Source organism: Nodularia sp. UHCC 0506 (assembly GCF_034931045.1).
Taxonomy (GTDB): Bacteria; Cyanobacteriota; Cyanobacteriia; order Cyanobacteriales; family Nostocaceae; genus Nodularia.
This window is the reverse complement of sequence record NZ_JAYGHH010000025.1, coordinates 45,948-70,970: the sequence shown is the minus strand read 5'-3', so window position 1 is coordinate 70,970 and position 25,023 is coordinate 45,948. Positions and strand designations below refer to the sequence as shown.

Sequence of the window (25,023 nt, the reverse complement as noted above, 5' to 3'; positions counted from 1 at the left end):
GATGTGTCAACGGGTTTTAGGAATTAATCATCCCACTACAGCGACATTTAGAGAAAATTTGGCAATTCTGCGACAACAGTTAACTCCCATTGCTATTTGGAAACGACGGCTCAATCAGTTTCTACAAATCTTACGGGGTATTGTAACTTTACCGTTTTATTTACTTTGGCAATTCGCTAAGAAAATAATTCGTAATTAAAGGATTGGATCGGGCGATCGCCTATATTCTACCAGTCCCTGAGCCAGTGCGATGATCGCCTGAATTTATCACTGATAAAAAAAGACGCTCAAAGAGCGCCTTAATATTCATAAATTGTAGCTTTTGTCAACGGCTACATTTAAACAATGGCTACCCTAGTACAGCAAAGGATAGCGACAAAGCAGATATTAAGCTTCTGGACTATTTTTGCCGACAACTTGCGATTTCAGAGTAGTGATTTCACTAGTTAGCTCTTTCCGGGTCGAGGCTTTGAGCAAATAGCGGTAAACAAACCAAGCTGAGTAGCCAATACCAATCAATTCAAAGGTTGGTGCTACTAAAGGAACATCATTCAACGAGTCTAATACTGCCAAGAGTACCTTCACCGAAACAATTGCGGCGACAATTAACCCAACACTCACTAAAGGCTGCTTATATTGGTTAAAAAAGTTTCCCAGGTATTCAGGCAGTGTTGCTAAAAAACCAGAAATTTGTTCGCCATATTGTTGCCATTGCTCTTGAGATTGCACAGGAGGCTGGAGCTTGGTAATGGTTCCTGTTTGGTTATTGATATTTGGCACTGCTGCCTCTTGAGATTTGGTTTCTGTGAATTCCGGTTCTTGCATTTTCACTCCTATAAATTTAACAATTGAGTTTATCTAATCTGTGACAATTACCACCAAAAAGGCTGTTGATTAGGCAATGCACCAGGGCATCAGGACAACTCGGTTTAATCCACAAAAGGTTTTAGTGTCCTATAACCATAATTGCCTCATAAGCTCTACTGCATCAACTACAAGGTAGACAGTCAGTATGAGGAGAGAAGTTAGAAAGCGACAAGATATCTTAAAATCAGCTTTCTAAGTTCGGGATTTTGTGAATCAACCACAATCATCAGGTTGTGATTATCCCATACCGTGTCAGGTCAGCTATCTAAAGGCGGGACACGTTAGCGTAGCCCTCCGCCCATAGCCCCGTATCTTGAGCGCGGGGTTCTGACAGTGCTACTCATTCAAGCACAAATCATGCCAAAATCAGATTACCTCACATTTATACAAGCTTAAAAGCCGATTTTATCTGATATTAAAGCTATCTTAAGCCGTATTCGTCAATTAACTCATTGATAATTAATGTTAATCTGTAATAAAAGTTTTTATGTATTCAAATACACTAGACAATATAAATATTTTATGATATAGTCACCCAGCTATATTTAGTTAAAGTCAAATATTTTTCCCAGGCAGATTTAGGGATAATACTTGCTCATAGCAATTGCTTTTATCCCTAGACTCAGCCCAATTCACTTTTTTCTATACAACCGCCTTGGCCATTAAGACAGTCTAGACAGTTTGAAGTCCTTGTAGCAAAAGGGTTTCTACCCAACACTCGGCATTTTGCTACAAGTACAACACGACCAAAGTCAAACTACCACTGAAAACACCCCAAGACTAACAGTAGATTTTGACTTTTGATTTTTAACTTCCGCCTTGCGGTCTTAGTCCCAATCGGGGAACATATTTGCTTCATCTCCACCAATACCGATGCCAGTGTGATAAATTTCCGCATCAGTAATGATCATCTGATCCATTGATGCTCCATATACATTAGCGTCGTAAATTTGGGCGCGAGTTAGATTTGCTCCGTTGAGATTGGCTGCTTTAAAATTAACGTTGGTCAGCATCGCTGAAGTTAAGTTTGCACCTTTCAAATTCGCATTTGTTAAGTCTGCGCCTTCGAGATTGACTCCTTCGAGATTAGCTCCAGAGAGATTAGCTCCTCGTAAGTCAGCACCAATTAAATGAGCGCCTCTGAGGTTAACTCCTGATAAATCGCACTGGACACATTCTCTGGTCAAATTTAGCTTTTGTAAGTCCTGGGAATTGCCAGCTTTGACTGTGCTATTAAGAATTAGGGGAGTCGCTAAGGCTAGAGCCGCTAATAGCTGGAGTTTCATATTATTTTCCCCTTCGTCATTAAACTACATCTGTTCTTTTCCTCACGACTTTATTATCTCATACCAAGTTATCAAATTTGTTGTTGGAACACACAAGCCAATTGTGATCTGCTACCAATGCTTTGGGATCTAGGAAGTAGTATTGACTAGGGTTTCGGGCTATTATCGACCAGTGAAATCCACGAAAATCGTCTTGTTAAACTAATGTTAAATATTTTGAAGCGCTTGTGCCAGTTTGCATAGTTGCACATAAGATATTTATGAGCATTTAAATAATACAAAATAGCATTGCTCACCAAATAAATTGGTAGCTTAAGACACCAAGAATTTTCGCATATATTGATTAACTAAATCCGGGTTTTCTTGTTGTACCCAATGACCACAATTGGGAATATACTTAATTTGGAAGTCATTGATATATGCTGCTGTATCGTAAGTAAGTTCCTTACCAAGTGCAGTATCATTTTCACCCCAAATCATCAGCGTGGGTACAGCTAGAATTTCCCAATTTTCTTGACTGAATAAGTTTGAGAAAATATTACGATAATAGTTCAACATGGCTGTAGTAGCACCACGTTTTGCAGCAGCATTTTTATAAGCATCAATATCTGCTGGAGTGAAAGCACTTTTATTAACGGCTGTGCCTTGAATAACCTTTTCAATTGCTTCATAGTCTGACAACTGTAGAAGTAATTCAGGTAGCCAAGGTAGTTGAAATAAGAATATATACCAGCTGCGTAACAACTGCTGATAAGTGCGTAAGCCTTGGGCAAATTTGGCAGGATGAGGTAGGTTGAGGATAATTAATCGCTCTACCATTTCGGGATGAGCATAGGCAAAAAACCAAGCGATCGCACCACCCCAATCATGCCCAACTAAGATACACTTGTCATATCCTAATCCTTGAATTACTCCTTCTACGTCTTTGACCAATTCATCCATGACATAAGCTGATTGGTCTTTAGGTTTATCACTATCGTTGTAGCCACGTAAATCAAGGGCGACAACTTGAAAATCTTGGGCAAATTCTGGGATTTGATGCCGCCAAGAATACCAAAACTCAGGAAACCCATGTAACATCAGCATTAATGGCCCTGTTCCTTGGGTGACGTAGTGCAGTTTCACACCATTGGTGATTATATATTCATGTTTCCACAAATTTTGGATTACAGACATAATGTTGTATTTCTAGGTAGAACGTGTGTGTATGTGAAAGTGCTGAGTGCTTGAGTATAAACCCAGTTGATTCAAGGCTTTTAACTATCAAAACTGTCCCAATTAATCTGACTATGGTTATGGCTATATTAGAAATTATGTATGATTTTTCTCGTCAAGGTATCTATTCAGAGACAGTGAGTGTCAGAAAATTTTTTATCAAGGACAAAACGCGTGGAATCTCAATTGCAGATTGGACAAGTAATTAAGAAGCTTCAAGAAGACTTACCAACACTTTTTGAAAAAGATATTACCTATGATATCTATACGCAGGATATCTACTTTCAAGACCCTGTAAATAAATTTAAATGGAAATTCAACTATCGCATTATATTTTGGACGTTACGATTTCACGCACGACTATTTTTTACGCAAATTTATTTTGACTTGCATGAAATATCGCAGCCGGCAAAGGATACTATTTTAGCCAAGTGGACAGTTCGTGGAGTCTTGCGTGTTCCCTGGAAAGCCCAATTATTTTTCAATGGCTATTCGACATATAAACTGAACCAAGACAATTTAATATATGAGCATATTGATACTTGGGATCGTCAACCGGGGGAAATTTTAAAGCAGTTTTGGCAAAGGTAATGAGGGCTGAGTGTTGAGTATAGAAAGCAAAAGAGGGAGTTTGACTCCCTCTATCAATCAGATAATTATTTAGTTCAATGTAGGTCAGGAATTAGAGACGTTCTTTTGGTAATAAGGCAATAGGATCAATTGCTCCCCTACCTGCTGGGTGGATTTCAAAGTGAGTGTGTGGCCCAGTACTGAAACCAGTGCTACCCATGTCAGCAATTTGTTGTCCTTGGGTTACTCGCTGACCTGCTCGCACCAAAGTCCGGCTATTGTGAGCATAGCGAGTCAGAGTGCCATCAGGATGGCGAATATCTACAAGGATGCCATAACCACCTCTATTCCAGCCTGATTTCTCAACTACACCGTCAGCAGCTGCGAAAATTGGCGTGCCAGTGGCGTTAGCAATGTCAATACCCCTGTGCATTCTTCCCCAGCGTCTACCATAGCCAGAGGTAAGTACACCTTTCGCCGGCCAGATAAAGGCTGTTGAACCTGTTGAGGGGGGAGCTGTAGTTGCATCAATTGGCTTGGGCAAGTACCGATCCACTGCTGCTAAAGGCGGTAACTGTGGCCGTAATTGTGGAGTCACACGGCTGCCGCGCAAGTTTCCTAGAGTATCGGAGATATTAGCACCACTGGGAGATGCTGCTATTCTCTGGTTAGATCCATTGATACTGGAGAAAAACTCTGGATTGACTGGCTCGTTAGCACGACGAGTCCGAGTTTGAGATTTAGCAGATTGACTACCATAGTTGGGTAAACTCAGCTGAGGAACATGAATGGGAATAGCAGCATTCCTTTGTCCCGCAGCAGATTGAGTAGCCGTGGTGTTGTTCAGTTTAACAACAGGAATTGGAATAGGAGCTTGTTCACGTTCAGTAGTGGAGGGGCTGCTGATATTCCTAGACTGTTGCTGGCGATATTGCTGGCGTAATCTCTGAATTTCTGCTTCTGGGCTGTCTGTTTGAGCAATGACAGTCGGTATGACAGCTTGTTTACGTTCAATAGTGGCTGGGCTATTTGCATTCCCAGACTGTTGGCTGCGGTATTGCTCACGTAATCTCTGAATTTCCGCTTCTGGGCTATTTGTTTGAGCCACAAGAATCGGCACAGCAGTTTGCTCTGGTTCAGTAGCAGCTGAACTGGTAGCATTTCCAGACTGTGGGCTGCGGTATTTCTCCTGTAACCTTTGAATTTCTTTGTGTAGACTGCTGGTTTGAGCAACGGGAATCGGCACGGCAGCTTTTTCTAGTTCAATAGCGGCTGGCCTGATTGCATTCCCAGACTGCTGTTTGTTGTGTTCTTCCCGTAATTTCTGGATGTCCCCACGTAAGTCGCGCAGACCTTGATGATCTTTTGTGCTTGCCGCTTGCCCAGCCAATTTTTGAGCTTGCTGTATTTCGGCAAAGATTGTTGGTACTGGTGTATCACCACCTAGACCTTGAGCATTAAGACTAGTAGGTTCTGTCTCTGTGGCTTCAAGTGTATTTACCTGTATCTGGTTATTTGTAGATACTGGTAACTGTGATGATGCTACAGGTAGATTGGGGTTGATATTAGCAGGCGTAGTATTAGCATAGGTGCTATGAGAATTCACAACCACTGGGACCTGAATAGCTCTAGAACGGTTAACCTGATTAACAGGAATAATCAGTCTTTGGCTAATCCTGAGTTGATCTGGATTGCTAAGATTATTGGCCTTAACTAATTCTGTAACTGATGTATTGTATCTATTTGCGATCGCGGCTAGTGTGTCTCCAGGCTTAACCTCATAACCTGTATGACCCGATAATGCCACAATTTGCCGTCTAGCTGGTACGGGTATTGTTACGGCTTGCGGGTTCGACTCACTGGCTGGTTTTGTTGCTCTTAATCTCGATACTAAACTTTCGGTGTTTTCATTGGTGAAAGTTGACGACTTTTCTACTGCCGTTTCACTGGCGCTGTTTTCTAGCGCTTTTTCTATAGTTTTCGGCTGTGTTAAAGCTATGCCATTTTTTGATAAAGTTTGGGTCTCCTCAGACCGCGACTCCGCCAGACTGTTTCTTAAACGGTTCGATTTTGCTTGTAAGCGATTGAGAGCAAATTCTTGCTGCGCCTTCAGTTGAGCATCAATTTCACCACTGGCATCCGTGTTTTCTGTTGCCTGTGGTTGTGACTCGCTTGTGAGGTATGCAGTTAGCTCTCCAGTTTCGTTAATAGCACTATCAGCACTGGACAGTTCTTGTACTGTCTCATTTGCCTGGATGGGAATTGACAATCCCTGTGATACTAGGGGTTGTAAATTGAAGGAAGTTTTGTTAGTTGCTATTTTGTGGGATTCTGATGTTAGCAGAGGAACTTGTTGCACAGAGATTCCACTTGCCGCAACTTGCCATTTAGCTTCAAGCCCCGGTAACTGAGAAATTGCTACTGGTTCCACAATGACAGCATTTTCTGTCACGTTGGCTGGTAAGACTGTTTGAGTCTTCAGCATTGTGGGAGCAAATCTCATTGTAGTGTCAGCAGCAGGAATTGTTGAAGCGGCCTTTTGGCTACCAACAGGGGCTGCTGCTTGGGCTTGATCGCTTTGTCGAGTCACCAAAAGGCTGGTTGCTCCCATTGAGATAGCCAAACCAATCATGGCGGCTTGCGTCCGCACCCGGCGGTTAACCTTGGGATTTACTACAATGTTTAGGTGTTCTAGGTGTTCCACTAGGGCATTATCACTGCTGGGGGTATTTTTCAGCACAGCCTGTTCTCTTTTTTTCAATGCTCGTTTCAAAGACGACCTCCTATGATCACTAGCGCTTAACTGATCTCGATTTTTCAGTCGGATACTAGTCAATGATTTAGATCACATCGAATGATAGATCAAGATCACTTTCACCAGAGATACTTACGCAAGATTAACTTGCTTCTCTGATTTAGACAAGTTCACACATGGAACGCAAAAATTAAAAATTGCTGTGCTTACTTGTCCACTTCACTCCTACACACCGTAGAACTTTTGCTTTTGACTGTTGTCTTTACCTCTGGTGCAAAGCTTGCTAGGACTGAAGAATAATTATTATATATTCACCAAGTCCATTGTGCTTGTCAGCCATATAGTTAATCCAACTTTAAAAAAAGCAATGCCCTCTGTTGTAGATATCTTCAAGGTTTTTCTACTCGATCCGCCTTCTCAAGACGAGACTTTACGTTGATTCATCCTTAAAAATCAACCGTACAAACTTCTAACTACTTTTGTCCTCCTGGAAATTACTTATTAAAGGAAAATAGCTCAAATATATGATGATCAAAGGTTTTAGGATTTTTATGCTTTGAACCATGCTGATTTAAGTTCATCAAAATTTATCATGCAAATTCGGTGTAGTCTCAAATTTTATATACAAATTTCTTATATCACCATGCTGGTTGTCATGAGTATTTATAACTAAAAGTAAGATTACTCTGATTTTTTGATAAGTTAGAACTATAATTTTGTGGAGCCAGAGTGCATTTTTACGGAATAAATCCACACTCTGGGATTGGTATTTAGAATAATCAAGTATATATACTTAATTGTTCCAGGTTTACAGTAAATAACCCAATTGACGACGGGCTTCAAACAAACTGATGGCGACACTTACGGAAAGATTCAAGCTGCGAACATGAGGTTCTGCCATTGGAATATAGAGAGTAGCATCACAATTTGAGAGAACTGTTGATGGTAAGCCGGTGGTTTCACTACCAAACAGCAACCAATCATCAGCTTGAAATTGAAAGCTGGCGTAATTAAAATTTCCCCTGACTGTAAAGCCTAAGCTTCTACCGCCACGTTCTTGATATGTGGCTTGAAAGGCTGCTAAGGATTCGTGATGGTGCAGTTTAACATAAGGCCAGTAATCTAAACCTGCTCTTTTGAGGTAGCGATCGCTGATTTCAAAACCCAAAGGTGCTACTAAATGTAATTCTGTACCTGTAGCTGCACAAGTACGGGCGATATTGCCTGTATTTGGGGGGATTTGTGGATAAACTAAAACAACCTGGGGCATTGTGCGTGGATTTACTTACTTTGTATTACTATATACTAAAATATTTTCAACTCTATCATTAGATAGAGTCCATTGATAGGTTTTATTAATAAATAGCAAATCATACCTAAAGATTAATTTTTTTAAACAAAAGATAGATTGGACTCAAACTCAAAGTGCTGAGTTTTGGGTAAGTTTCTTTGCCGCCTGTTGTTCAAGGCTTTGAAGCATCGGCATAGTCTTCGCTAACATGACTGCGACGAGATTGTAAAATTTTATGAATGACATGAAACACAAAGAAGTTTTGAGAGAGAAAAGATTTTTTGGGTTTCTCTCGCAAAATCTATCTTAAGGATGAAGACAGAAAATTTAAGCTACCAGAGGGGAACACAATTTCTTTTCTAGTTCAATTTCCCGTTCTTCAGTAGTCACAATAGCCTGAGTGATCACCGGCTGGGAGTCAAAACCAACTGAGTGGAGTTGCAACCATTGTTGGGCTTCATTCCCTTCACGGAGAATTTTCTGCAAAGGAGAAAGGAAACAGCTAAAACCATGTTGTTTAGCGATCGCCCAAATTTCTTGATATAGTTCAGCAATCCAATCTCTCGCCAAGATAGTTCTACCATCTTGCCAATGGGTCAATTGGGCATCGAGACTAGCAGTAGCTGCGGCGGCTTCGTTTCTAGAGGTGAGAGAAAGCAGTTCTTCAGGAGAAAACGTACTTTGAGTTAAAGGATCAAGGTGAGGATTTTCGATTAACTGCAACAAACGGGCTTCGAGGAAAGCTGCAATTGATAGTAAAGCAATCGGATCGGAAACCAAGTCACAAATGCGTAGTTCCAGGCGATTCAGGTCATGAGGACGGCGATCGCCATTTGGTCTGACTGAAGTCCACAAATGCCGGACATTTTGCATAGTTCCAGCTGCTATTTGTGCTTCCACCCATTGAATATGATGGGCGTGGCTGGTAAATAAAGGTACATGGGCGGGAGTCTGCGGAAACACAGCCCAACGGCTGGAATGATTACCGGTAGCATTGCCATCAAGGAAAGGAGAAGAAGCACTCAAAGCTAGGAATAAAGGGGCTTCTAAACGAATTAACCGACAAGCCCGCATTAATATTTCTGGGTCACTAATGCCGACATTAATATGAACACTGGCAGTAACGACTTTTGTCCCGTAGGTATGTTCAATGTAGTCATGATAAGGGTTATCGGGGTTAGAACGAAAAAAGCGATCGCTGCCACCCAAAGACAAAGTACTCCCAGGAATCAGAGTATAATTTCCCAAACTCTGGAGGTAAGTGCGTAACTTGCGCCGGGGACGCAACAAAGCACACAATAAATTTTCATAACTACTCAATGGCTGGGTGATGTATTCCACATTGCGGCTATCTGGTTCCCGTACAAACCCATCCAAAGAAGCCACAATTTTGTCAGAGAGACCGACTATTTCACCTTGAGGCGTACCTGTATACATCTCAATCTCGAAGCCTTTTAATAGGACCACTTTGTTCTCCTCGCCTCTCCTAATCTAAGAATTGTATCGAATTAGACGAATTTCTGCATCTACATTTAAATTAACTTAAAATTTACAATTATTTAAGAATTAACGAACCACAGAGGCACAGAGAACACAGAGTTTAATTCTTCTCCTCTGCGCCTCTACGTGACACTAATCCATATTTAACTTTTCCTCTTCCTTAAAGGTTTACTTTGTGGTAAAATAAACTTATCGCGCGAATCATGCTCCTGAGCGATATTGAGACGGAGAAAATCTGCCCACACTTGCTCATTAAGTAAGCTTAAAGCAAATTCACGTTGAACAGATGCGATCGCTTTGATAACTTTCTGCCATCCTTGCTGTAACTCATCAATAAAAACTTCCTCACCAGAAAGCTGATTCAGCAGAGAAAGTGCAGTTGTGAAATTTATGGCATCATCGAGAATTTTTTGTAAATTTAAATCGTGAAATACGATATTCAGCCACACCGGGAGAAGTTCCAACCAGTTACTTGCTTCTATCTCCTGAAGTGCGACATTTTGCATACCCAAAGCCCCCCAAATGCACAAAGCTTCTACAGCTAATGGAAAATCGCGTTTTTCTAAAGCCAGCTTCCATTGTTTTTGGGCATGATTTTGGCAACCATCAGCCAGAAGTTGAGATGATTCTGCTACTTGCTGGGGAACAGTAACTTGATAAACAGATTCACCATTTGGTAAATATTCACCACCACATTTTACCCAATCAAAAAACCCATAAAAATGATTTTTTTTGTCAACTATAACTTCTTTAACATGAGAATTTCCTAATTTAAACACCTGTACAGAAGGTAAACCATCAGGCGTTTTCATAGCGTGGAGTTTTTTTTCTACTGCAACATTTTCTGGAGAAATTCCATATCCAATTAAAATCCAAACTCCGCCATTGGCTAACTTCTGTAATAAGGTCAAAAATTCTTTATTGAAAACAACCGTACTTAAATAAGGAGAGTAGATAATAATTTGGCGTTTTGCAGATTTTAAAACCTTTTGAAAAGCGGGAATAACTTCAGCATCACCTAACTTTAAAGCGTCTTGTCCAAGTTTTTGGAGTCTAGATTCTATTTCGTCATTTTTATAATTAAGAGTAGCTTCACGCTCTAACTTGATGGCTTCATGGGATAATTTGCATAAAGCTTGCCAAGGAATTTTACCTTTATCTTGCAGCACTTCCATCCGTTGGGAGGCTGATTCTAAAATTTGTTTACCGTTTCTAATTTGGATACTTAATTTCTCTTCCACAGCATCATAAATCACAAACAAATATATATTTTTCCAAATTATCTGCGCCGGGGCTATAACTTTACAGCTAGTAACTATTTTCCCGATTTCGGGAACATGAAAATCTAAACCTGACAACTGAATACATTTTTGCAACTTTTCAATTGATAAAGCAGATATATCATTAATCTTGCGGGCAATCTTGATAAATTCGGCTAAATCAGGTAAATTTAAAGGAGCATCATTGCATGGATCAGCATGAAATATCAGCTTTCCGTCTAAAGCATCGGAAACGGCATAGATTTGGATAGGGTAGGGAAGCTGTGGTACAGAACCTTGGGCGTAAAAATCACGTCCTTCATCTGTGACTGTAATTGGAGATGTTGCGGATAAAGTTTGTAAAGCTTGCAAATTTGCGGTGGTACTGCGAACAAATATAGAATCAAGTCCTAATATAGATGCTAATTCATCTTCTGTGGGTGGAGGTGAAAATTCAATTCCAGCCCGGATAATAAATTCTTCGAGGACGTTAAATTCGCGCGGTTCTTTAATAGATAATTCTACAGGAGTTTGATGTAAAGCATAACGAAATTCCCTAGCGGCTAAAACTGATAAATTTGGATTTTGGGCGGTAATTTCTTCTGCTAAATTTATGAGTTTGTCGTCAATAGGTTTAGCCGCAGCAGCGAGAAACATCAACGAAACCTCCTTGACTATTAACAGTATGAGAAATCTCTAAATACATACCTCCAACTTTCCCCCCTTGGCGGGTAAATAAATCGTGACACCCCACAATTACGAGTAATTCTTGGGCGCGAGAAAACGCCACATTTACTCGTTCTGGCTTTTTGGCAAAACCAACATCGCCTTGATGATTATTCCGTACCATACTTACTATTACTACAGGGCGTTCCATTCCCTGAAATCTATCAACAGTACCCGTGCGAATTTCCAAGGAAGGAAAAAGTTCAGGTTGTAAACGTTCTTCAATTCTTTTCAATTGTGCGCCATAGAATGTAATTACTGCAATTTCTTTTTTGGGTTCCCCTTGAGCAATTTTAGCAGCCCAAGTCTGCTCGAATTGCTGACAGAGGCGTTCAATTATATCAATTTCACGAATGTTAAAATAGGAAGTATTTTCCCGTTCTTCTTGGAATTCATCTTCTCTAGGAATTTTTACCCAAACAAGATGATGATTTTTTTGGATAATTTCCCCAGTTAAATTATGGGCGCGTTGGGTGTCAGGTTCTAAAAGTCCACATTCTAGTTTACCTTGATAGAATTGATTAATCGCTCCCATAATAAAGGGGTGCATTCTATATTGTGTATTCAGCATTTGTTTGATGCTTTTATCAGCAGCTTCAAACTGAATTTTAAATAATGATTCTTCTAAAAATTCCAGTTCTGATTTTGTACTTCCCAGAGATTGGGCAACTTCTTCAATTGTGCTAGTATCAAGCATGGGTGGTAATTGTCGATGGTCGCCTACTAAGACTAACTTTTTGCCTTTTAAAGCGGGGATGAGTAACTCTGGTGGAGTACATTTACTAACTTCATCGATGATGACGACATCAAAGGCTTTAAATTCTTGGGAAAAGTTGTAATTTGCAGCTTGTACGCAAGTAATACCGACGACGTTGGCGTTATCTAAATAAATGCGTCTTAAATCGTTGCGATCGCGCTCTGAGGGATTTTTCACTTTTGCAATCCAATCTTTGGTAAAATCTTGGTATCGGCTGAGATAAGTTTCTTCTTCAGTGAGTTGATTTTGCCAAGCATCAAACTGGTTTTTTATACTGCGTAGAAATTCCAGATTAAATACATCTGTATTGATATCTGCTGGGTGGAATTTATCAGGGATAGTTTGCCAGAAATTTTCCCACCAATTTCTTGATAAAATTAAATTTTCGGTTGGCTGTATCTGTGGTTGTTTATCTAATTTCTTGATTTGGGATTGGATTTTTTTGAGTTCTTTTTGAATTAGGGTATTTTCTTGCTCTATAATTGTGACTTGCTCATCTAAGGAATTTTTGATGTTTTCTAAGACTGGGAAAGGTGTAATTGAGGAAATTAAACTTTCCAAATTGCTGAGATGAGATACCCCAGCCTTTACCTGAGTTGCAAATTCCGAAGAATGTTCCCAAATTTTTGATTGGGTTGTCAGATATTCTGTAACTAAAGCCCGTAATTTATCCGGGACATTTTGTTGCTGCTTGAGTAATTGTAAAATCTGGATAACTTGTTCTAGTTTAATATTAGCCGCTTCAATTTGAGAAGACGTAGCAGATATTTGTGCTTGAGTAGTTCTCTGTTTCTCAAGTTCAATCAATTGCTGTTGAAAAGACTTAAGCTGTTGTTCAGTTTCCGCTTTAACTCGTGCGATACATTGACGCGCATTGGCGAGGATGTTGGCGAGTAAATCTTCACTTACTTGTTTGAGAGTAGAGTCAAGATTATTTAACTCCCAGGCTTTACCATAGGTTTTGTGCATCCTGATTAAAAATAACTGTGTATTTTCCACCAGTAATTTACGCTGATTTGGGTTGAGGAGTTGATAATTTTTGAACTCTTCATAGATTTTACGCCATTGAGTGCGATCGCTTGCAGATAGCACAATGGGAATTTGACTAAAATTTTGCTCTAAAAAGTAACTAAAATTATATTGTTTACCAATTCTATCAACAAACCCCCCTTCTGTTTCATATATCAAAGCCTTGTCTAAAGCTTTCCAGTCTGGTAAATGTATTTGATATTTTTTAGGTAATATAGTCAACTTTAATTGATTAGCAAACATCAACAAACCCAGTGGCAATTGTACCAACTCTTCTGTTAATACTTGTCCTGATTGCTGGCATTCCTTAACTAGCTGATACAATACCATAGATGCAGTAGACTTCCATTCTTTAATAGCCGCAATTACATAATCAATTTCTCTTTTTCGATTTTGCCAACCTTGAATTGTCTGTTGTAAAATTTGCCGTGTAGTGATAAATTCCTGTTCATCTATTTCTGGCTGATTCAAATCATGAGAATTTTTGGGGATAGCCGATACCGCTTCTGCAACTTCCGACATTACCAAAATGGCATCTTGGGCATAATCGAATGCTATTTTAAAATCAGCAATTTTATCAGCTACACTTTCACGCAACCAAACAGCCAACCCAAAAGCACCATAAGTAGGACGAATTAAACCTAATTCATCAGTCCATTTGATAGCTTCCCGAACATGGGTTAAAAGTTCTTGGACGACAATACTATTTTCTGTATAAGGCTGAAGATAGGGGAGACAATTTGTGACTTCTGGCGCTTCCCAATTAATATGCGGTGCATTTTGCAGGAGATAATCTAAACCTAACTGAATTGATGCAACTTGATTTTTCTGAATTAAACCTTCCTGATAAATTGCTGCTTTAATTTTACAGTCTGCTGCTAAAATTTCCTTTTCTTGATTTAATTGAATTTGTTGCTGATTTAGCTCTGCTTCTAAGTTAAAATAATCTGTAAAACGTGGTAAAGCTGCCAATAATTCTCCCAAAAATCTTACATTTTCCAGGCGTTTATCCAAACTACTTTCACAGTCAGTCGCCGTATTTTCCAACCAAGTCCCAATAACTTGGTCTTCTAAAAATGGTTGTCCTTCCTCCCCGACTCTTTCAGCACGTCCTTTGCGAACAGCCCGAATAACAGGGTTGTGAACTAACCGACTCAAAGCATTATCCACAGCTAAATTAGCTTGAGAAGCAATGAGAGTCCGTCCACCCCGCATGGCTATTTGATAACAAATTTCAGCAATTACTGTAGTTTTACCAGTTCCTGGCGGTCCTTGAATCAGAACTAAATCCTCTGAAGATAAAACCTTTTCCACTGCTGTTTTTTGTCCAGCATTAGCAGCAGATAATAATAAATCATCCGCTTTAAGTTCCACAGTTTTTTTCATCCGTCTAGCTTGGGAAGGGTCGAATAAAAAGTTGCCCAAATAAGGATTTTGAGTTTGTCCGTGTTTTAATTGTTCTAAAGCTTCCTTCTTCCGCCGAACTTGTTGAATATCCCCTGCTGCATCAAAAAATAAAAATCCCTTCACTGGTGGCTGATAACGTTGTGTAGCGATATATTCAGCCAATTCTCGTTCTACTTTCACTTTAATTAAACAATTTTTCGGGTCAACTTTCTCAATTGAACCAAACTTAGGAATTTTATGAGTAAATTTTCCCATTGGAACAGTTTCCGAAAGTTTCACTTCTTGATTCTTAGAACGTTTCACCCGTTCCCAAAAACTAGAGACATTTAAATAATTTTGTTCAGAACCATCTAAAGTAGCTGAATTTACATCTATCTCAAAAGTAATTTGTCTGGTATGATTTCCATGATCATGACCCACAAAAGCCACACAAAACTGACGTGCCTTGGCGATATTTTCCTCAACTTGTAAAAATGCCTTCCAAGCTTGCAATTGTGCCTCAGTCGGTATATGATCACCACAAACTGGCATCTTTTCCACACGTGCCAATGCTGCCTTCGGAATACCTAAACGATGTTTATCATGAGGTAAGAGACGCAAAGCAAAAGGCACAGAATAACCATCAGCGTGTCCCTGTGAAACTTGTAATAAACGAGTAGATAAAACCTTTAAACCGCCACGTCCATCTTCTTGAATAGCTGCGATTAACCCTAAAGTCTTACCTTGCTTTGCCAAAGTCACAGGTAAAGGAAAATCATCTCTATCCGTAGCAATTGTTAACTGCCAAATTTCCTCATTTTGATGTTTACCCGCACCTTGACGACGCACATAAAACAGATAAACATGATCACCCAATAAATCTATTATCTCATCCTGCGCCACTGCTCCAACACATTTATAGCTCCAGTCTTGGAAATTACGATTGTGAGAAAAAGTGGGCATAGATACTCTTAAAATTACTGATATGGGGTGAGACAATAAACTTTAGCTATTGAGGAAGAAGTAAAGAACCGCAGATAAACACAGATAAAGATATATAATATTTCATCATAAAACCACGTTAAATTTATTCTTGCTTCCTTCTTTCCTTATTTCTTTGTGTACTACAGCCCTTGCGGGCATCGCTGCGCGCGTGCGTCCTTTGCGGTTAGTTACTCATATATAGTGTAGCCATTAAAGAAGAAATAAAAAACTACAGAATAAAACCGCGCTGAAATCTCTTCTTCCCTCTTCCTCTGCGCCTCTGCGTGAAAATCACTTATAACCCATACTGATGATAAACCTGACTAGCCGCCCGATGCAGCAAAGAATGTCGCCAAACCAGAGACTTCATATCATCAGCGTACCCCCCACCAATCACACAAGCCACAGGATAACCAGCAGCCACACAGGTACTTAAAACCTGCATTTCCCGGCGAAAAATCCCCGTATCACTCAAAGCCAACTTTCCCAAGCGATCGCCTATGTGAACATCTACCCCAGCATCGTATAATACTAAATCAGGCTGGACAGCCCCTAACAAATCTGGTAAATAATTCGCCAAAGTTTGTAAATAAGCATCATCCTCCATACCCACCATCAGAGGAACATCCAAATCACTAACTTGTTTAGTACCCGGAAAATTCACCTCACAGTGCATCGAAAAAGTAAAAACACTCTCATCACCTTGAAAAATGAAAGCCGTACCATCACCTTGATGCACATCCAAATCCACAATCAGAATTTTTTGTACAAGCCCCAATTTTTGTAACACTCGACAAGCGATCGCTAAATCGTTGAAAATACAAAAACCAGAACCATAACTAGGAAAAGCATGATGAGTACCACCCGCAGTATTACAAGCTAACCCTTGACTGAGTGCCATCTGAGCCGTAAGTATTGTACCACCAACCGCTACACAGGTACGATTTACCAAACCTGGACTCCAAGGTAAGCCAATTCGACGCTGTGCTTTAGATTCTAGACTTCCCTCACAGTAAGCTTTAACGTACTCTGGAGTATGCACCAACTCAATTAATTCCAGGGGTGGGCGTTTGGGGGTGTGAAATTGTTCTGTTTGCGCTACACCCTCAGCTAAAAGTAATTCATAGAGTTGTCTGAATTTGGACATCGGGAAACGATGCCCGACTGGTAATGGTGCAATATAATCTGGATGGTAAATAATTGGTAATTCCATAATATTTATTGTTAACCATAATCTGATTCCACAATTACTAGGCAGAGTAAAGCGTGGGGAAACAAGGTAAAATCTAGCAATAATGGCAATGATTCAAATAAATGCCTGAAATTTTGCACTCAAAATCTAAAACCGAAAATTAATGATACAGCAATGGATTGTACCAATAGCATTTATTTTAATTGGCTTGCTATCTGGGCTAATTGGTGAAAAAATTATCTTTAAAAAACTGAGGAAATTTGTTAATCAACAAGAAATTCCAGGGGGTGAAATAATATTTCAAGCCTTACACCGCATGACATTTCTGTGGTTTTTGCTAGGAGGTTTTTCCGGTGCAATTGTTTATTCATCCCTTAAGATTAATGATGACCTTAAAATCCTCCTACAGAAAATAATTACCGCCATATTTCTTTACTCAGTCACCTTAGTCTTAGCAAGATTAACTGCTGGTTTTCTAAATTTATTTATCCATAGAACAAAAGGAGTACCCGCATCATTAATTTCTAACTTAGCGAAGATAGCTGTTTTAATTTTAGGAACACTGGCACTATTACAAACAGTAGGTGTAGAAGTTACACCCATAGTCACAACTTTAGGAGTTGGTGGTTTAGCCGTTGGCTTGGCGCTTCAAGATACACTAGCAAATTTATTTTCTGGTTTTTATCTCCTAATTTCTCAACAAGTCAGAACTGGAGATTATGTTAAATTAGATAATGGATATGAAGGTTACGTCACAGATATTACTTGGCGAAATACAACTATTCAAGAACTTAAAAATAATATCATCATTGTACCTAATTCTCGCCTGGCATCGGCGATTTTTACCAACTATCACCTACCAGCCAAAGCCATTACTTTAACAATGGATGTAGGTGTCGGTTACGATAGTGATTTAGAACAAGTTGAAAGAGTGACTGTAGAAGTTGCCAAAGATGTTATGCAAGAAATTGCCCCAGAATTGATGGAATTTGAACCTAATATTAGATTTCATACTTTTAATGATTCTAGTATAGATTTTAAATTATATATGCGAGTAAATGAATATTTTGACCAGCGCATTGCTAGGCATTTGTTTATCAAGAAATTACATAAACGCTATCAACAAGAAGGCATTCAAATTCCCTTTCCTGTCAGAGATGTTTATGTGCAGAATAATGGGGCCGAAAGTTCAAATCTTGATTTAACTTAATAGTCAACTAGATACCCGACTTCTTCAATAAATCGGGTACCTGAATCAATAATACTTCTGTCGTTGCCGGAAATTTGCTACTGATTCGACTAAGCCTAAACCAATGAAATTGGTCAGCATGGCTGAACGACCGTAACTCATCCAAGGTAAGGGAATTCCCGCTACAGGAGCTAAACCAACAGTCATACTCACGTTAATCATTAACTGAAACACAATCATTGATAAAACACCAATAGCTAACAATGAGCCAAAATTATCTTTGGCAGTTTGAGCTATACGCAATAGGCGAAAGCAAATTAAGCAGAAGATAAACAGCACAACTAAACAACCAACAAAACCAAATTCTTCACCCACGGCGGAGAAAATAAAGTCTGTATGTTGTTCAGGGACAAAATTTAATTGGGTCATTGGGCCTTTAAACAAACCCCATCCCCAAACTTCACCAGCACCTATAGCAATGCGAGATTGGTGTTGGTGATACCCAACGCCTAAAATGTCGTATCCAGGTTTGAGAAAGACAGTCAAGCGGTCTTTTTGATAATCCCTTAATATATGGTTCCAGGCAAAAACTCCTAATTCACCACATAAGAAATTCAGCGCTGATGCACCAATACCACTGAGGCCAAATCTACGCCAAGGGAGAGTTTGCCAACCCAAAATGCCCATAGCGATTACCCAAATTAATCCTAAAAGTCCGAAAGATATTTCATGAAATGAAAATATCGGTGCTGACAAAGGCCAACTGATACTAAAAAGAATGGCAGAAATGATCGGTGAAATCATCAGTATCAACCAGCCAGGATGAGCATTTGCCCAGTACAACATTCCTAAGACGACTGCACCAAATACCAAGGATGTTGCCAAATCTGGCTGCAAAAATACCAATGCCCAAGGAATAGCCGTTATTCCTAAAGCCCGAAATACACTTTCGAGAGTGGAAGCTGTACGTTTGTGTAAAATAGCCGCTAAGGTAATAATGATTCCGATTTTGGCAAATTCCGAAGGCTGCACGTTGAAACCACCAATAGTAATCCATCGCTGCGCCCCATTTGCGGTAGTGCCAATAATCATCACACCAATCAGGCTGATATTCGTTAAGGCGTATGTTATCCAATGCCACTGAATCAGATTTTCATAGTGGGTACGAGCTAACAACAACGCTATCAAAGCGCCGATTCCAGCCACCAGCCAGTGCGCCCACCAGTCAGACACTGGTTGTGTTAGTTCTGTACTCATAATCATCAGTCCACCAAATGCACTCAGACCAATTGTCAGAAACAATAGTAGCCAATCCATTTGTTGCCAAGGCTTAAACCAATATTTCCAGTGAGCTTTGGGGCGCGAACGTTTTAATAACATTGTGCGATTGCAGATTTTAAATTTATTTACCACCACATATCTGTATTCCCAGGCTATCACCCAGGAATCAGACGGAAACTACAAATTGATTATGTTAGGGCTGCAACTGATATTTTACCTGCAATATTGAGTGCGATCGCTTTTAATGCTTTGGCTGAAGCTGAATCAGGGTCAGCAACCACTATTGGCACACCGCTATCACCACCAACTCTCGCAGAAATCTCTAATGGAATGCACCCCAGTAAAGGCACACCCAACTCAGCTGCCGTTTTGGAACCACCACCAGAACCAAAGATGTCATACTGCTTATCTGGCATATCTGGGGGAATAAAGTAGCTCATATTTTCCACTATTCCCAAAACTGGGACATTCATTTGCTGGAACATCCGCAAACCTTTACGTGAATCTAACAGGGCAACATTTTGAGGTGTAGTAACAATTACTGCCCCTGACATTGGTACTGCTTGGGTTAAAGTTAATTGAGCGTCACCAGTTCCCGGTGGCATATCCACAATTAAATAATCCAGTTCTCCCCACTCCACTTGATAGAGAAACTGCCGAATTACACCATTTAACATTGGCCCTCGCCAAATTACCGGTTGATCTCGGTCAATCAAAAAGCCCATTGAAACTAATTTGACACCGTGATTAAACGCAGGTTCAAGAATATCACCTTTGTCTGTAGAACGGACAACAATTTCCGCATCAGCCAGCCCCAGCATAGTGGGGTCGTTGGGGCCGTAAATATCAGCATCCAGTAAACCCACCTTAGCCCCTGTTTGTGCTAAAGCCACAGCTACATTAACTGCAACTGTGCTTTTACCAACACCACCTTTACCACTGGAAACAGCTAAAATATTTTTCACCCCAGTAATTCCAGTCCGGTCAGGTAAACTTTTCTGTTGGGGTGTTTCTGCTGTCACATCTACCTTTACCTCTGTAACGCCGGGTAGCTTGTTTACAGCTTTTTTACAATCTTCAACAATAAATTCCCGTAAGGGGCAAGCGGGTGTCGTTAACACCAAAGTGAAGCTAACCTTGCCAGCTTCAATTTTGACGTTACGAATCATATTCAGTTCCACTAAACTCTTGCGGAGTTCTGGGTCTTCTACTGGTCGCAAAATATCTAAGACTGAGCCGGAATCGAGAACATCGTACATACTTTTTTCACTGTTACTGCCGTAACAAAATTTAAGAAAGTTTTATTATCATCTACCATGATCTTAACTTTCTTTGGAACTCAGTAGTCATTGGTCATTAGTCATTGGGAAGTTAGCCTCTTCTCCCCCCTGCACCCTGCCCCCTGCCTCTTCTCCCCCCTGCACCCTGCACCCTGCCCCCCTGCCTCTTCTCCCCCCACTCCCCACTACCTAAAAAAGTGCTTTCTTCTTTCCTGGCACTGTTTGCAATGCGGTGTTTTCTACATACTCTACTAAAGAACGTGCCACACGGTCTGCATAAGGGCGGGATAATGACCAAATCAGGGGCGATAGCCAACCCCGGAGGGTGACTGAATAAGATAAACAAGTTCCACACACTGTGGACTCGACTCGGTAAGTCACCCGTTCTTCTATTCCAGGAATCGCCATGACCCGAATACTTAACATTTCGTTAGGTTTCACACGTTCTACAAAAATTCTGATGGGAATGGGTGAAAACCTTGTTACCGCTTGGTAAATCAATCCGGGTTTGGGTACTAATCCATAGGGAACATTGGTACTTTTGAGCAGTGGATGCCAGGAAACGTCTGTTAAGTCAACTACCTTTAGCCACATTTCATCGACTGAAGCCGAACTAATTTCTCGATAGGTATTGACCAAAGAAGCGCAAAACCGACGATGTTTGCGGTGGATGTATTTGGATAACCAACTTCGCATCTGCCTAATCCTCCTCGCTATGCACTTGCCGATAACTCTGGTATGGTGAGTACCCTGGATTACAATACCTGATCAATGTCTCAAAGTAGAGACTTGCTAACTCTACGGTGTACACGATAGCTTGCTAACTAGACTAATTAGCCAGAGTTTGGTATTGATACCAGAATGTTTACATCAAGAAGTACAAATAAAATTCAGTCAATATACAAGCCTATACGCATTTGAGGGAAAATAACTTTAGTCATACCCATTCATGACGGAAATGCTCACAACTAAGAAAAAAGTAAATTAGGCAAATTCAGCCTGATTATTCGTTTTTATCACCCACAAATGTTTAAATTAATTAATTTGTGGCTTTTTGAAAAATTGTAATTTAGGTTCGGGAATCTATGTTGACCAACTCGCAAACGCCAACTGTAGAAACAACACCATCCAAGTTTTTACCTGGAACTGACTCTCAGCCCAGAGTCAGTCAGTTTATGAAACAGCTACAAGACGAAATTACCGATAAATTGGCAGCACTAGATGGTGTAGGTAAGTTTCACGAAGATAGTTGGGAACGTCCAGAAGGAGGTGGCGGGCGATCGCGTGTGCTGCGTGATGGGGCAGTATTTGAACAAGCTGGTGTAAATTTTTCTGAAGTTTGGGGTTCTCAGTTACCCCCCTCAATTTTAGCCCAACGTCCAGAAGCCGCAGGACATGGGTTTTATGCTACGGGTACTTCTTTGGTGCTACATCCACGCAATCCTTATGTCCCTACAGTTCACCTGAATTACCGCTATTTTGAAGCGGGGCCAGTCTGGTGGTTTGGTGGTGGTGCTGATTTGACACCTTATTATCCCTTTGCTGAGGATGCCAAGCATTTTCACAACACACTTAAGCAGGCTTGCGACCAACATCACCCAGAGTATTACCCAGTGTTTAAGCGCTGGTGTGATGAATATTTTTACTTGAAGCATCGGGACGAAAACCGGGGTGTTGGTGGTCTATTTTTGGATTACCAAGATGGCCAGGGTCAGTTATATCGCGGTTCTGATTCCAAGGGAGAGGCAGCTATTTATAGTCACGAAGTGGGCGTACCAGCACCCCGCACTTGGGAAGATTTATTTGCTTTGGTGCAAGATTGTGGTAGAGCATTTTTGCCTGCATACACGCCCATTGTGGAACGGCGACGAGGAACTGAATATGGCGATCGCGAACGGAATTTCCAACTGTATCGTCGCGGTAGGTATGTAGAATTTAATTTGGTTTATGACCGAGGCACAATTTTTGGACTCCAAACCAACGGACGCACAGAATCTATTTTGATGTCTTTACCGCCTTTAGTGCGTTGGGAGTACGGTTATCAGCCAGAACCCAACACTCCAGAAGCCGAGTTGTATGAAACCTTTCTCAAACCTCAAGATTGGGTAAATTGGACACCAAGTGCTTAAAAGCTACTCATCAGTGTTGTGGTAAGTTAAACTACTAAATGTCACCGATGGGGCATCACTGGGACCTAAGGCCAAAACTCAGAAAATATCCACCGTGATCGGCAAAGCCGCGCCAGAGGCAATCGCAGGAGTTCTGAGTAATTCAATCCTTTGAGCGATTAGCATTGTCCTAAGCGATATGACTACGGCTATACATTTAAATTAGTGCCACGGGGAGGCTTAGTGATTCAAATAGAACAAACCACCTATACAACCCAAGACGACAATACCGTTATTGTCTTAACACCATCAGGACGCTTAGACATTACCACGGCTTGGCAATTTCGTCTAAAGTTACAGGAATGTATTTCCAAACTCAGTCGCCATGTTGTTGTGAATCTCGGTCAGGTAAATTTTATTGATAGTTCCGGTCTTACGTCTTTGGTGGCGGGGATGCGTGATGCTGATAAAGTTAAGGGCAGTTTCCGCATTTGCAATGTACATCCAGAAGCAAAACTTGTATTTGAGGTGACAATGATGGATACAGTCTTTGAAATCTTTGAAACCCAAGAGGAAGCTTTAGAAGGTGTACCCCGTAGTATAGCCAGCTGAGTGCTGAATGGGTAAGGGCGGGTTGAAGCAGTGAATCTGTGGTTTGTCGAAATCTTTAGTAAACCCGCCCGGACACCGAGTGCTGAGTTTTGAGTTTTAATGATTCGTCCGACTACCATGGCGTTAAAAGATCGGCCATACAGGCATATACGTAAAGTTATCCACCTGTGGGATGTGGGTGTCAGCATCTTCGCTCTCCCCGCTCCCTGCCCCCTTCTCTTCTGCCTCTTCAGTGGACTTCAATATTGTTCTCGCCTGGTGTAGCGATAAGGCCCTAAAATTGCTCCCCAGGTTGCTTTCCCAGTATCCGAGTCAATTCCTTGGTCGTAGCTGTTAAATTCTGCGTCTGTGGCTTCAAATCCCAAGGAAACTTGGACAATTTTGTTGAGATAAGTAAAGCAGCAACGACTATTTGGTGGTTGAGTAGCAGTAAACTTATATTTGTTTGCAGCTAGTGTTTGTTGGCTAACTGTGAGAATGCAGCCTGGTAGTAAATCTAATTGATCTGCGGTCAATGTTTTAAGCAAAGCCGGATTGTCTCCTGCACCACTGAAGGCACTGGGATCTTTAAACATATAATATTGTACCTGCAAGGGTGTATCAGAGCCGCTCCCTGGCATTAATCGCATAATTCGCTGGCGATAGGGATGGTCTAAATTGACAATATTAGCTTGCTCGGCAAACAAGGTGATACTGTCTTCTGTAAACAGATTTACTGGTCTTTGCCAAAGATGGAGATGGACAAACCAAACGGAATCTGCCAAAGCTTGTTCTCGATTATCAAACTTACCGGCTAAATACTTACCCAGAGTAATTAAATTTGGCGCAAAACTCATAGATGACACTGATCGGAAACCTGAACTTGGCAAACTAGCCTTTAAGCGACAAAATATAATAACGTCGCCCTTAACATTCTTAACATTTTATTTGTGAATAACGTCCGTACTGTTTCAGATACAAAACGAGCTTTTTACTCCCTGCACACCCGGCCAATTAACACAATTTATCGTCGGGTAGTAGAAGAGTTGATGGTAGAAATGCATCTACTATCAGTCAATAGCGGTTTTACCTACAATCCAATTTATGCCTTGGGTGTCGTCACAAGTTTTGACCGCTTTATGGAAGGCTACCTGCCAGAACAGGATCAGGAATCAATTTTCCAGTCCTTATGTCAGGCTTTAGAGCAAGATCCGCAACGCTACCGCCAGGATGCTGAACGGCTACAAACTTTGGCTCAACACCTACCAGTAAGTGATTTAATTGACTGGTTAAGCCAAACCACTCATTTAGATCGCGATCCTGATTTGCAGGTACAATTGCAAGCGATCGCTAACAATCCTGAGTTTAAATACAGCCGCTTATTTGCTGTTGGTTTATTCACGTTGTTAGAACAGTCTGATCCAGAATTAGTCAAGGATGACAAGCGACGGACTGAGGCATTCAAAGCTATTGCGACTGGCTTACATCTATCTGACGAAAAACTCAGCAAGGATTTAGAACTATACAGTTCTAACCTAGAAAAGATGGCTCAAGCGCTCATAGTTATGGCAGATATGCTCTCGGCTGACCGCAAAAAACGTGAACAGCGTCAACAACAAACAAGTAATACAGTTGCTCCCCCAACTGAATAATGCGTAATTGATAACTCGTAATTCGTAATTGTTATCGACGGAAGAAATTTAATTTTTTCCATAAATAGATTGAGGAGTTGTCACCTGAATTAATTACGAATTACG

At 40.6% G+C, this 25,023-nt stretch carries 18 protein-coding genes and 1 pseudogene; 6 read left to right on the top strand and 13 right to left on the bottom strand.

Features of this window, described 5'->3' with window-relative positions; genetic code table 11:
- Window positions 1-199, top strand: a pseudogene (locus VB654_RS14965) (tetratricopeptide repeat protein); the annotation flags it as partial.
- 188 nt (window positions 200-387) lie between these two features.
- Here the strand turns inward: VB654_RS14965 and VB654_RS14960 are convergent.
- The 3 genes from VB654_RS14960 to VB654_RS14950 all read right to left on the bottom strand — a co-directional run bounded on the left by VB654_RS14960 (window position 388) and on the right by VB654_RS14950 (window position 3,329).
- On the bottom strand, window positions 388-825 hold the full coding sequence (locus VB654_RS14960) for a CAAD domain-containing protein (RefSeq protein ID WP_323214571.1): 438 nt from the start codon (window positions 823-825) through the stop codon (window positions 388-390).
- Between the two features lie 869 nt (window positions 826-1,694).
- Window positions 1,695-2,153, bottom strand: a complete 459-nt coding sequence (locus tag VB654_RS14955; protein WP_323214570.1) for a pentapeptide repeat-containing protein — start codon at window positions 2,151-2,153, stop codon at window positions 1,695-1,697.
- Between the two features lie 312 nt (window positions 2,154-2,465).
- Window positions 2,466-3,329, bottom strand: a complete 864-nt coding sequence (locus tag VB654_RS14950; RefSeq protein WP_323214569.1) for an alpha/beta hydrolase — start codon at window positions 3,327-3,329, stop codon at window positions 2,466-2,468.
- Between the two features lie 213 nt (window positions 3,330-3,542).
- Here VB654_RS14950 and VB654_RS14945 point away from each other — a divergent pair, with 213 nt between their 5' ends.
- Complete coding sequence (locus VB654_RS14945; protein ID WP_323214568.1) at window positions 3,543-3,959, top strand: DUF2358 domain-containing protein; 417 nt, start codon at window positions 3,543-3,545, stop codon at window positions 3,957-3,959.
- Window positions 3,960-4,050: 91 nt separating this feature from the next.
- On the opposite strand, the gene VB654_RS14940 is transcribed toward VB654_RS14945, so the two are convergent.
- From VB654_RS14940 to VB654_RS14915, 6 genes are all read right to left on the bottom strand, one after another.
- Window positions 4,051-6,711 (bottom strand): LysM peptidoglycan-binding domain-containing M23 family metallopeptidase, encoded by a 2,661-nt coding sequence (locus tag VB654_RS14940; RefSeq protein WP_323214567.1) that lies wholly within the window; start codon window positions 6,709-6,711, stop codon window positions 4,051-4,053.
- 790 nt (window positions 6,712-7,501) lie between these two features.
- Window positions 7,502-7,963, bottom strand: coding sequence for a tRNA (cytidine(34)-2'-O)-methyltransferase (locus VB654_RS14935; protein ID WP_323214566.1), 462 nt, complete (start codon window positions 7,961-7,963; stop codon window positions 7,502-7,504).
- A 348-nt stretch (window positions 7,964-8,311) separates the two neighbouring features.
- Complete coding sequence (gene gshA, locus VB654_RS14930) at window positions 8,312-9,451, bottom strand: glutamate--cysteine ligase (protein ID WP_323214565.1); 1,140 nt, start codon at window positions 9,449-9,451, stop codon at window positions 8,312-8,314.
- 176 nt (window positions 9,452-9,627) lie between these two features.
- Window positions 9,628-11,400: a hypothetical protein gene (locus tag VB654_RS14925; protein ID WP_323214564.1), complete on the bottom strand. Its 1,773-nt coding sequence runs from the start codon at window positions 11,398-11,400 to the stop codon at window positions 9,628-9,630.
- A complete protein-coding gene (locus VB654_RS14920) occupies window positions 11,378-15,604 on the bottom strand; it encodes a DEAD/DEAH box helicase (RefSeq protein ID WP_323214563.1) in 4,227 nt (1,408 codons plus the stop codon). The genes VB654_RS14925 and VB654_RS14920 overlap by 23 nt, the downstream gene beginning before the upstream one ends.
- Before the next feature lie 316 nt (window positions 15,605-15,920).
- Window positions 15,921-16,838 (bottom strand): histone deacetylase, encoded by a 918-nt coding sequence (locus tag VB654_RS14915; protein ID WP_323214562.1) that lies wholly within the window; start codon window positions 16,836-16,838, stop codon window positions 15,921-15,923.
- 145 nt (window positions 16,839-16,983) lie between these two features.
- On the opposite strand from VB654_RS14915, the gene VB654_RS14910 reads away from it, so the two are divergent.
- A complete protein-coding gene (locus VB654_RS14910) occupies window positions 16,984-18,027 on the top strand; it encodes a mechanosensitive ion channel family protein (protein WP_323214575.1) in 1,044 nt (347 codons plus the stop codon).
- A 45-nt stretch (window positions 18,028-18,072) separates the two neighbouring features.
- Here the strand turns inward: VB654_RS14910 and rodA are convergent, their stop codons facing one another.
- The 3 genes from rodA to VB654_RS14895 form a co-directional block, all read right to left on the bottom strand.
- Entirely contained in the window at window positions 18,073-19,386 is a 1,314-nt protein-coding gene (gene rodA / locus VB654_RS14905; protein ID WP_323214561.1) for a rod shape-determining protein RodA, read from the bottom strand.
- Between the two features lie 89 nt (window positions 19,387-19,475).
- A complete protein-coding gene (locus tag VB654_RS14900; protein ID WP_323214560.1) occupies window positions 19,476-20,546 on the bottom strand; it encodes an Mrp/NBP35 family ATP-binding protein in 1,071 nt (356 codons plus the stop codon).
- A gap of 210 nt (window positions 20,547-20,756) precedes the next feature.
- Window positions 20,757-21,263 carry an SRPBCC family protein gene (locus VB654_RS14895; RefSeq protein ID WP_323214559.1) on the bottom strand — a complete coding sequence of 169 codons (507 nt, stop codon included), beginning with the start codon at window positions 21,261-21,263 and terminating at the stop codon, window positions 20,757-20,759.
- A 389-nt stretch (window positions 21,264-21,652) separates the two neighbouring features.
- Here VB654_RS14895 and hemF point away from each other — a divergent pair, with 389 nt between their 5' ends.
- Complete coding sequence (gene hemF, locus VB654_RS14890) at window positions 21,653-22,696, top strand: oxygen-dependent coproporphyrinogen oxidase (RefSeq protein ID WP_323214558.1); 1,044 nt, start codon at window positions 21,653-21,655, stop codon at window positions 22,694-22,696.
- Between the two features lie 222 nt (window positions 22,697-22,918).
- On the top strand, window positions 22,919-23,287 hold the full coding sequence (locus VB654_RS14885; protein ID WP_323214557.1) for an STAS domain-containing protein: 369 nt from the start codon (window positions 22,919-22,921) through the stop codon (window positions 23,285-23,287).
- A 239-nt stretch (window positions 23,288-23,526) separates the two neighbouring features.
- On the opposite strand, the gene VB654_RS14880 is transcribed toward VB654_RS14885, so the two are convergent.
- A complete protein-coding gene (locus VB654_RS14880) occupies window positions 23,527-24,123 on the bottom strand; it encodes a chromophore lyase CpcT/CpeT (protein ID WP_323214556.1) in 597 nt (198 codons plus the stop codon).
- A 93-nt stretch (window positions 24,124-24,216) separates the two neighbouring features.
- Between VB654_RS14880 and psb29 the strand changes: the two genes are divergently transcribed.
- Window positions 24,217-24,918, top strand: a complete 702-nt coding sequence (gene psb29 / locus VB654_RS14875) for a photosystem II biogenesis protein Psp29 (protein ID WP_323214555.1) — start codon at window positions 24,217-24,219, stop codon at window positions 24,916-24,918.
- The last annotated feature ends 105 nt before the right edge of the window (window positions 24,919-25,023 follow it).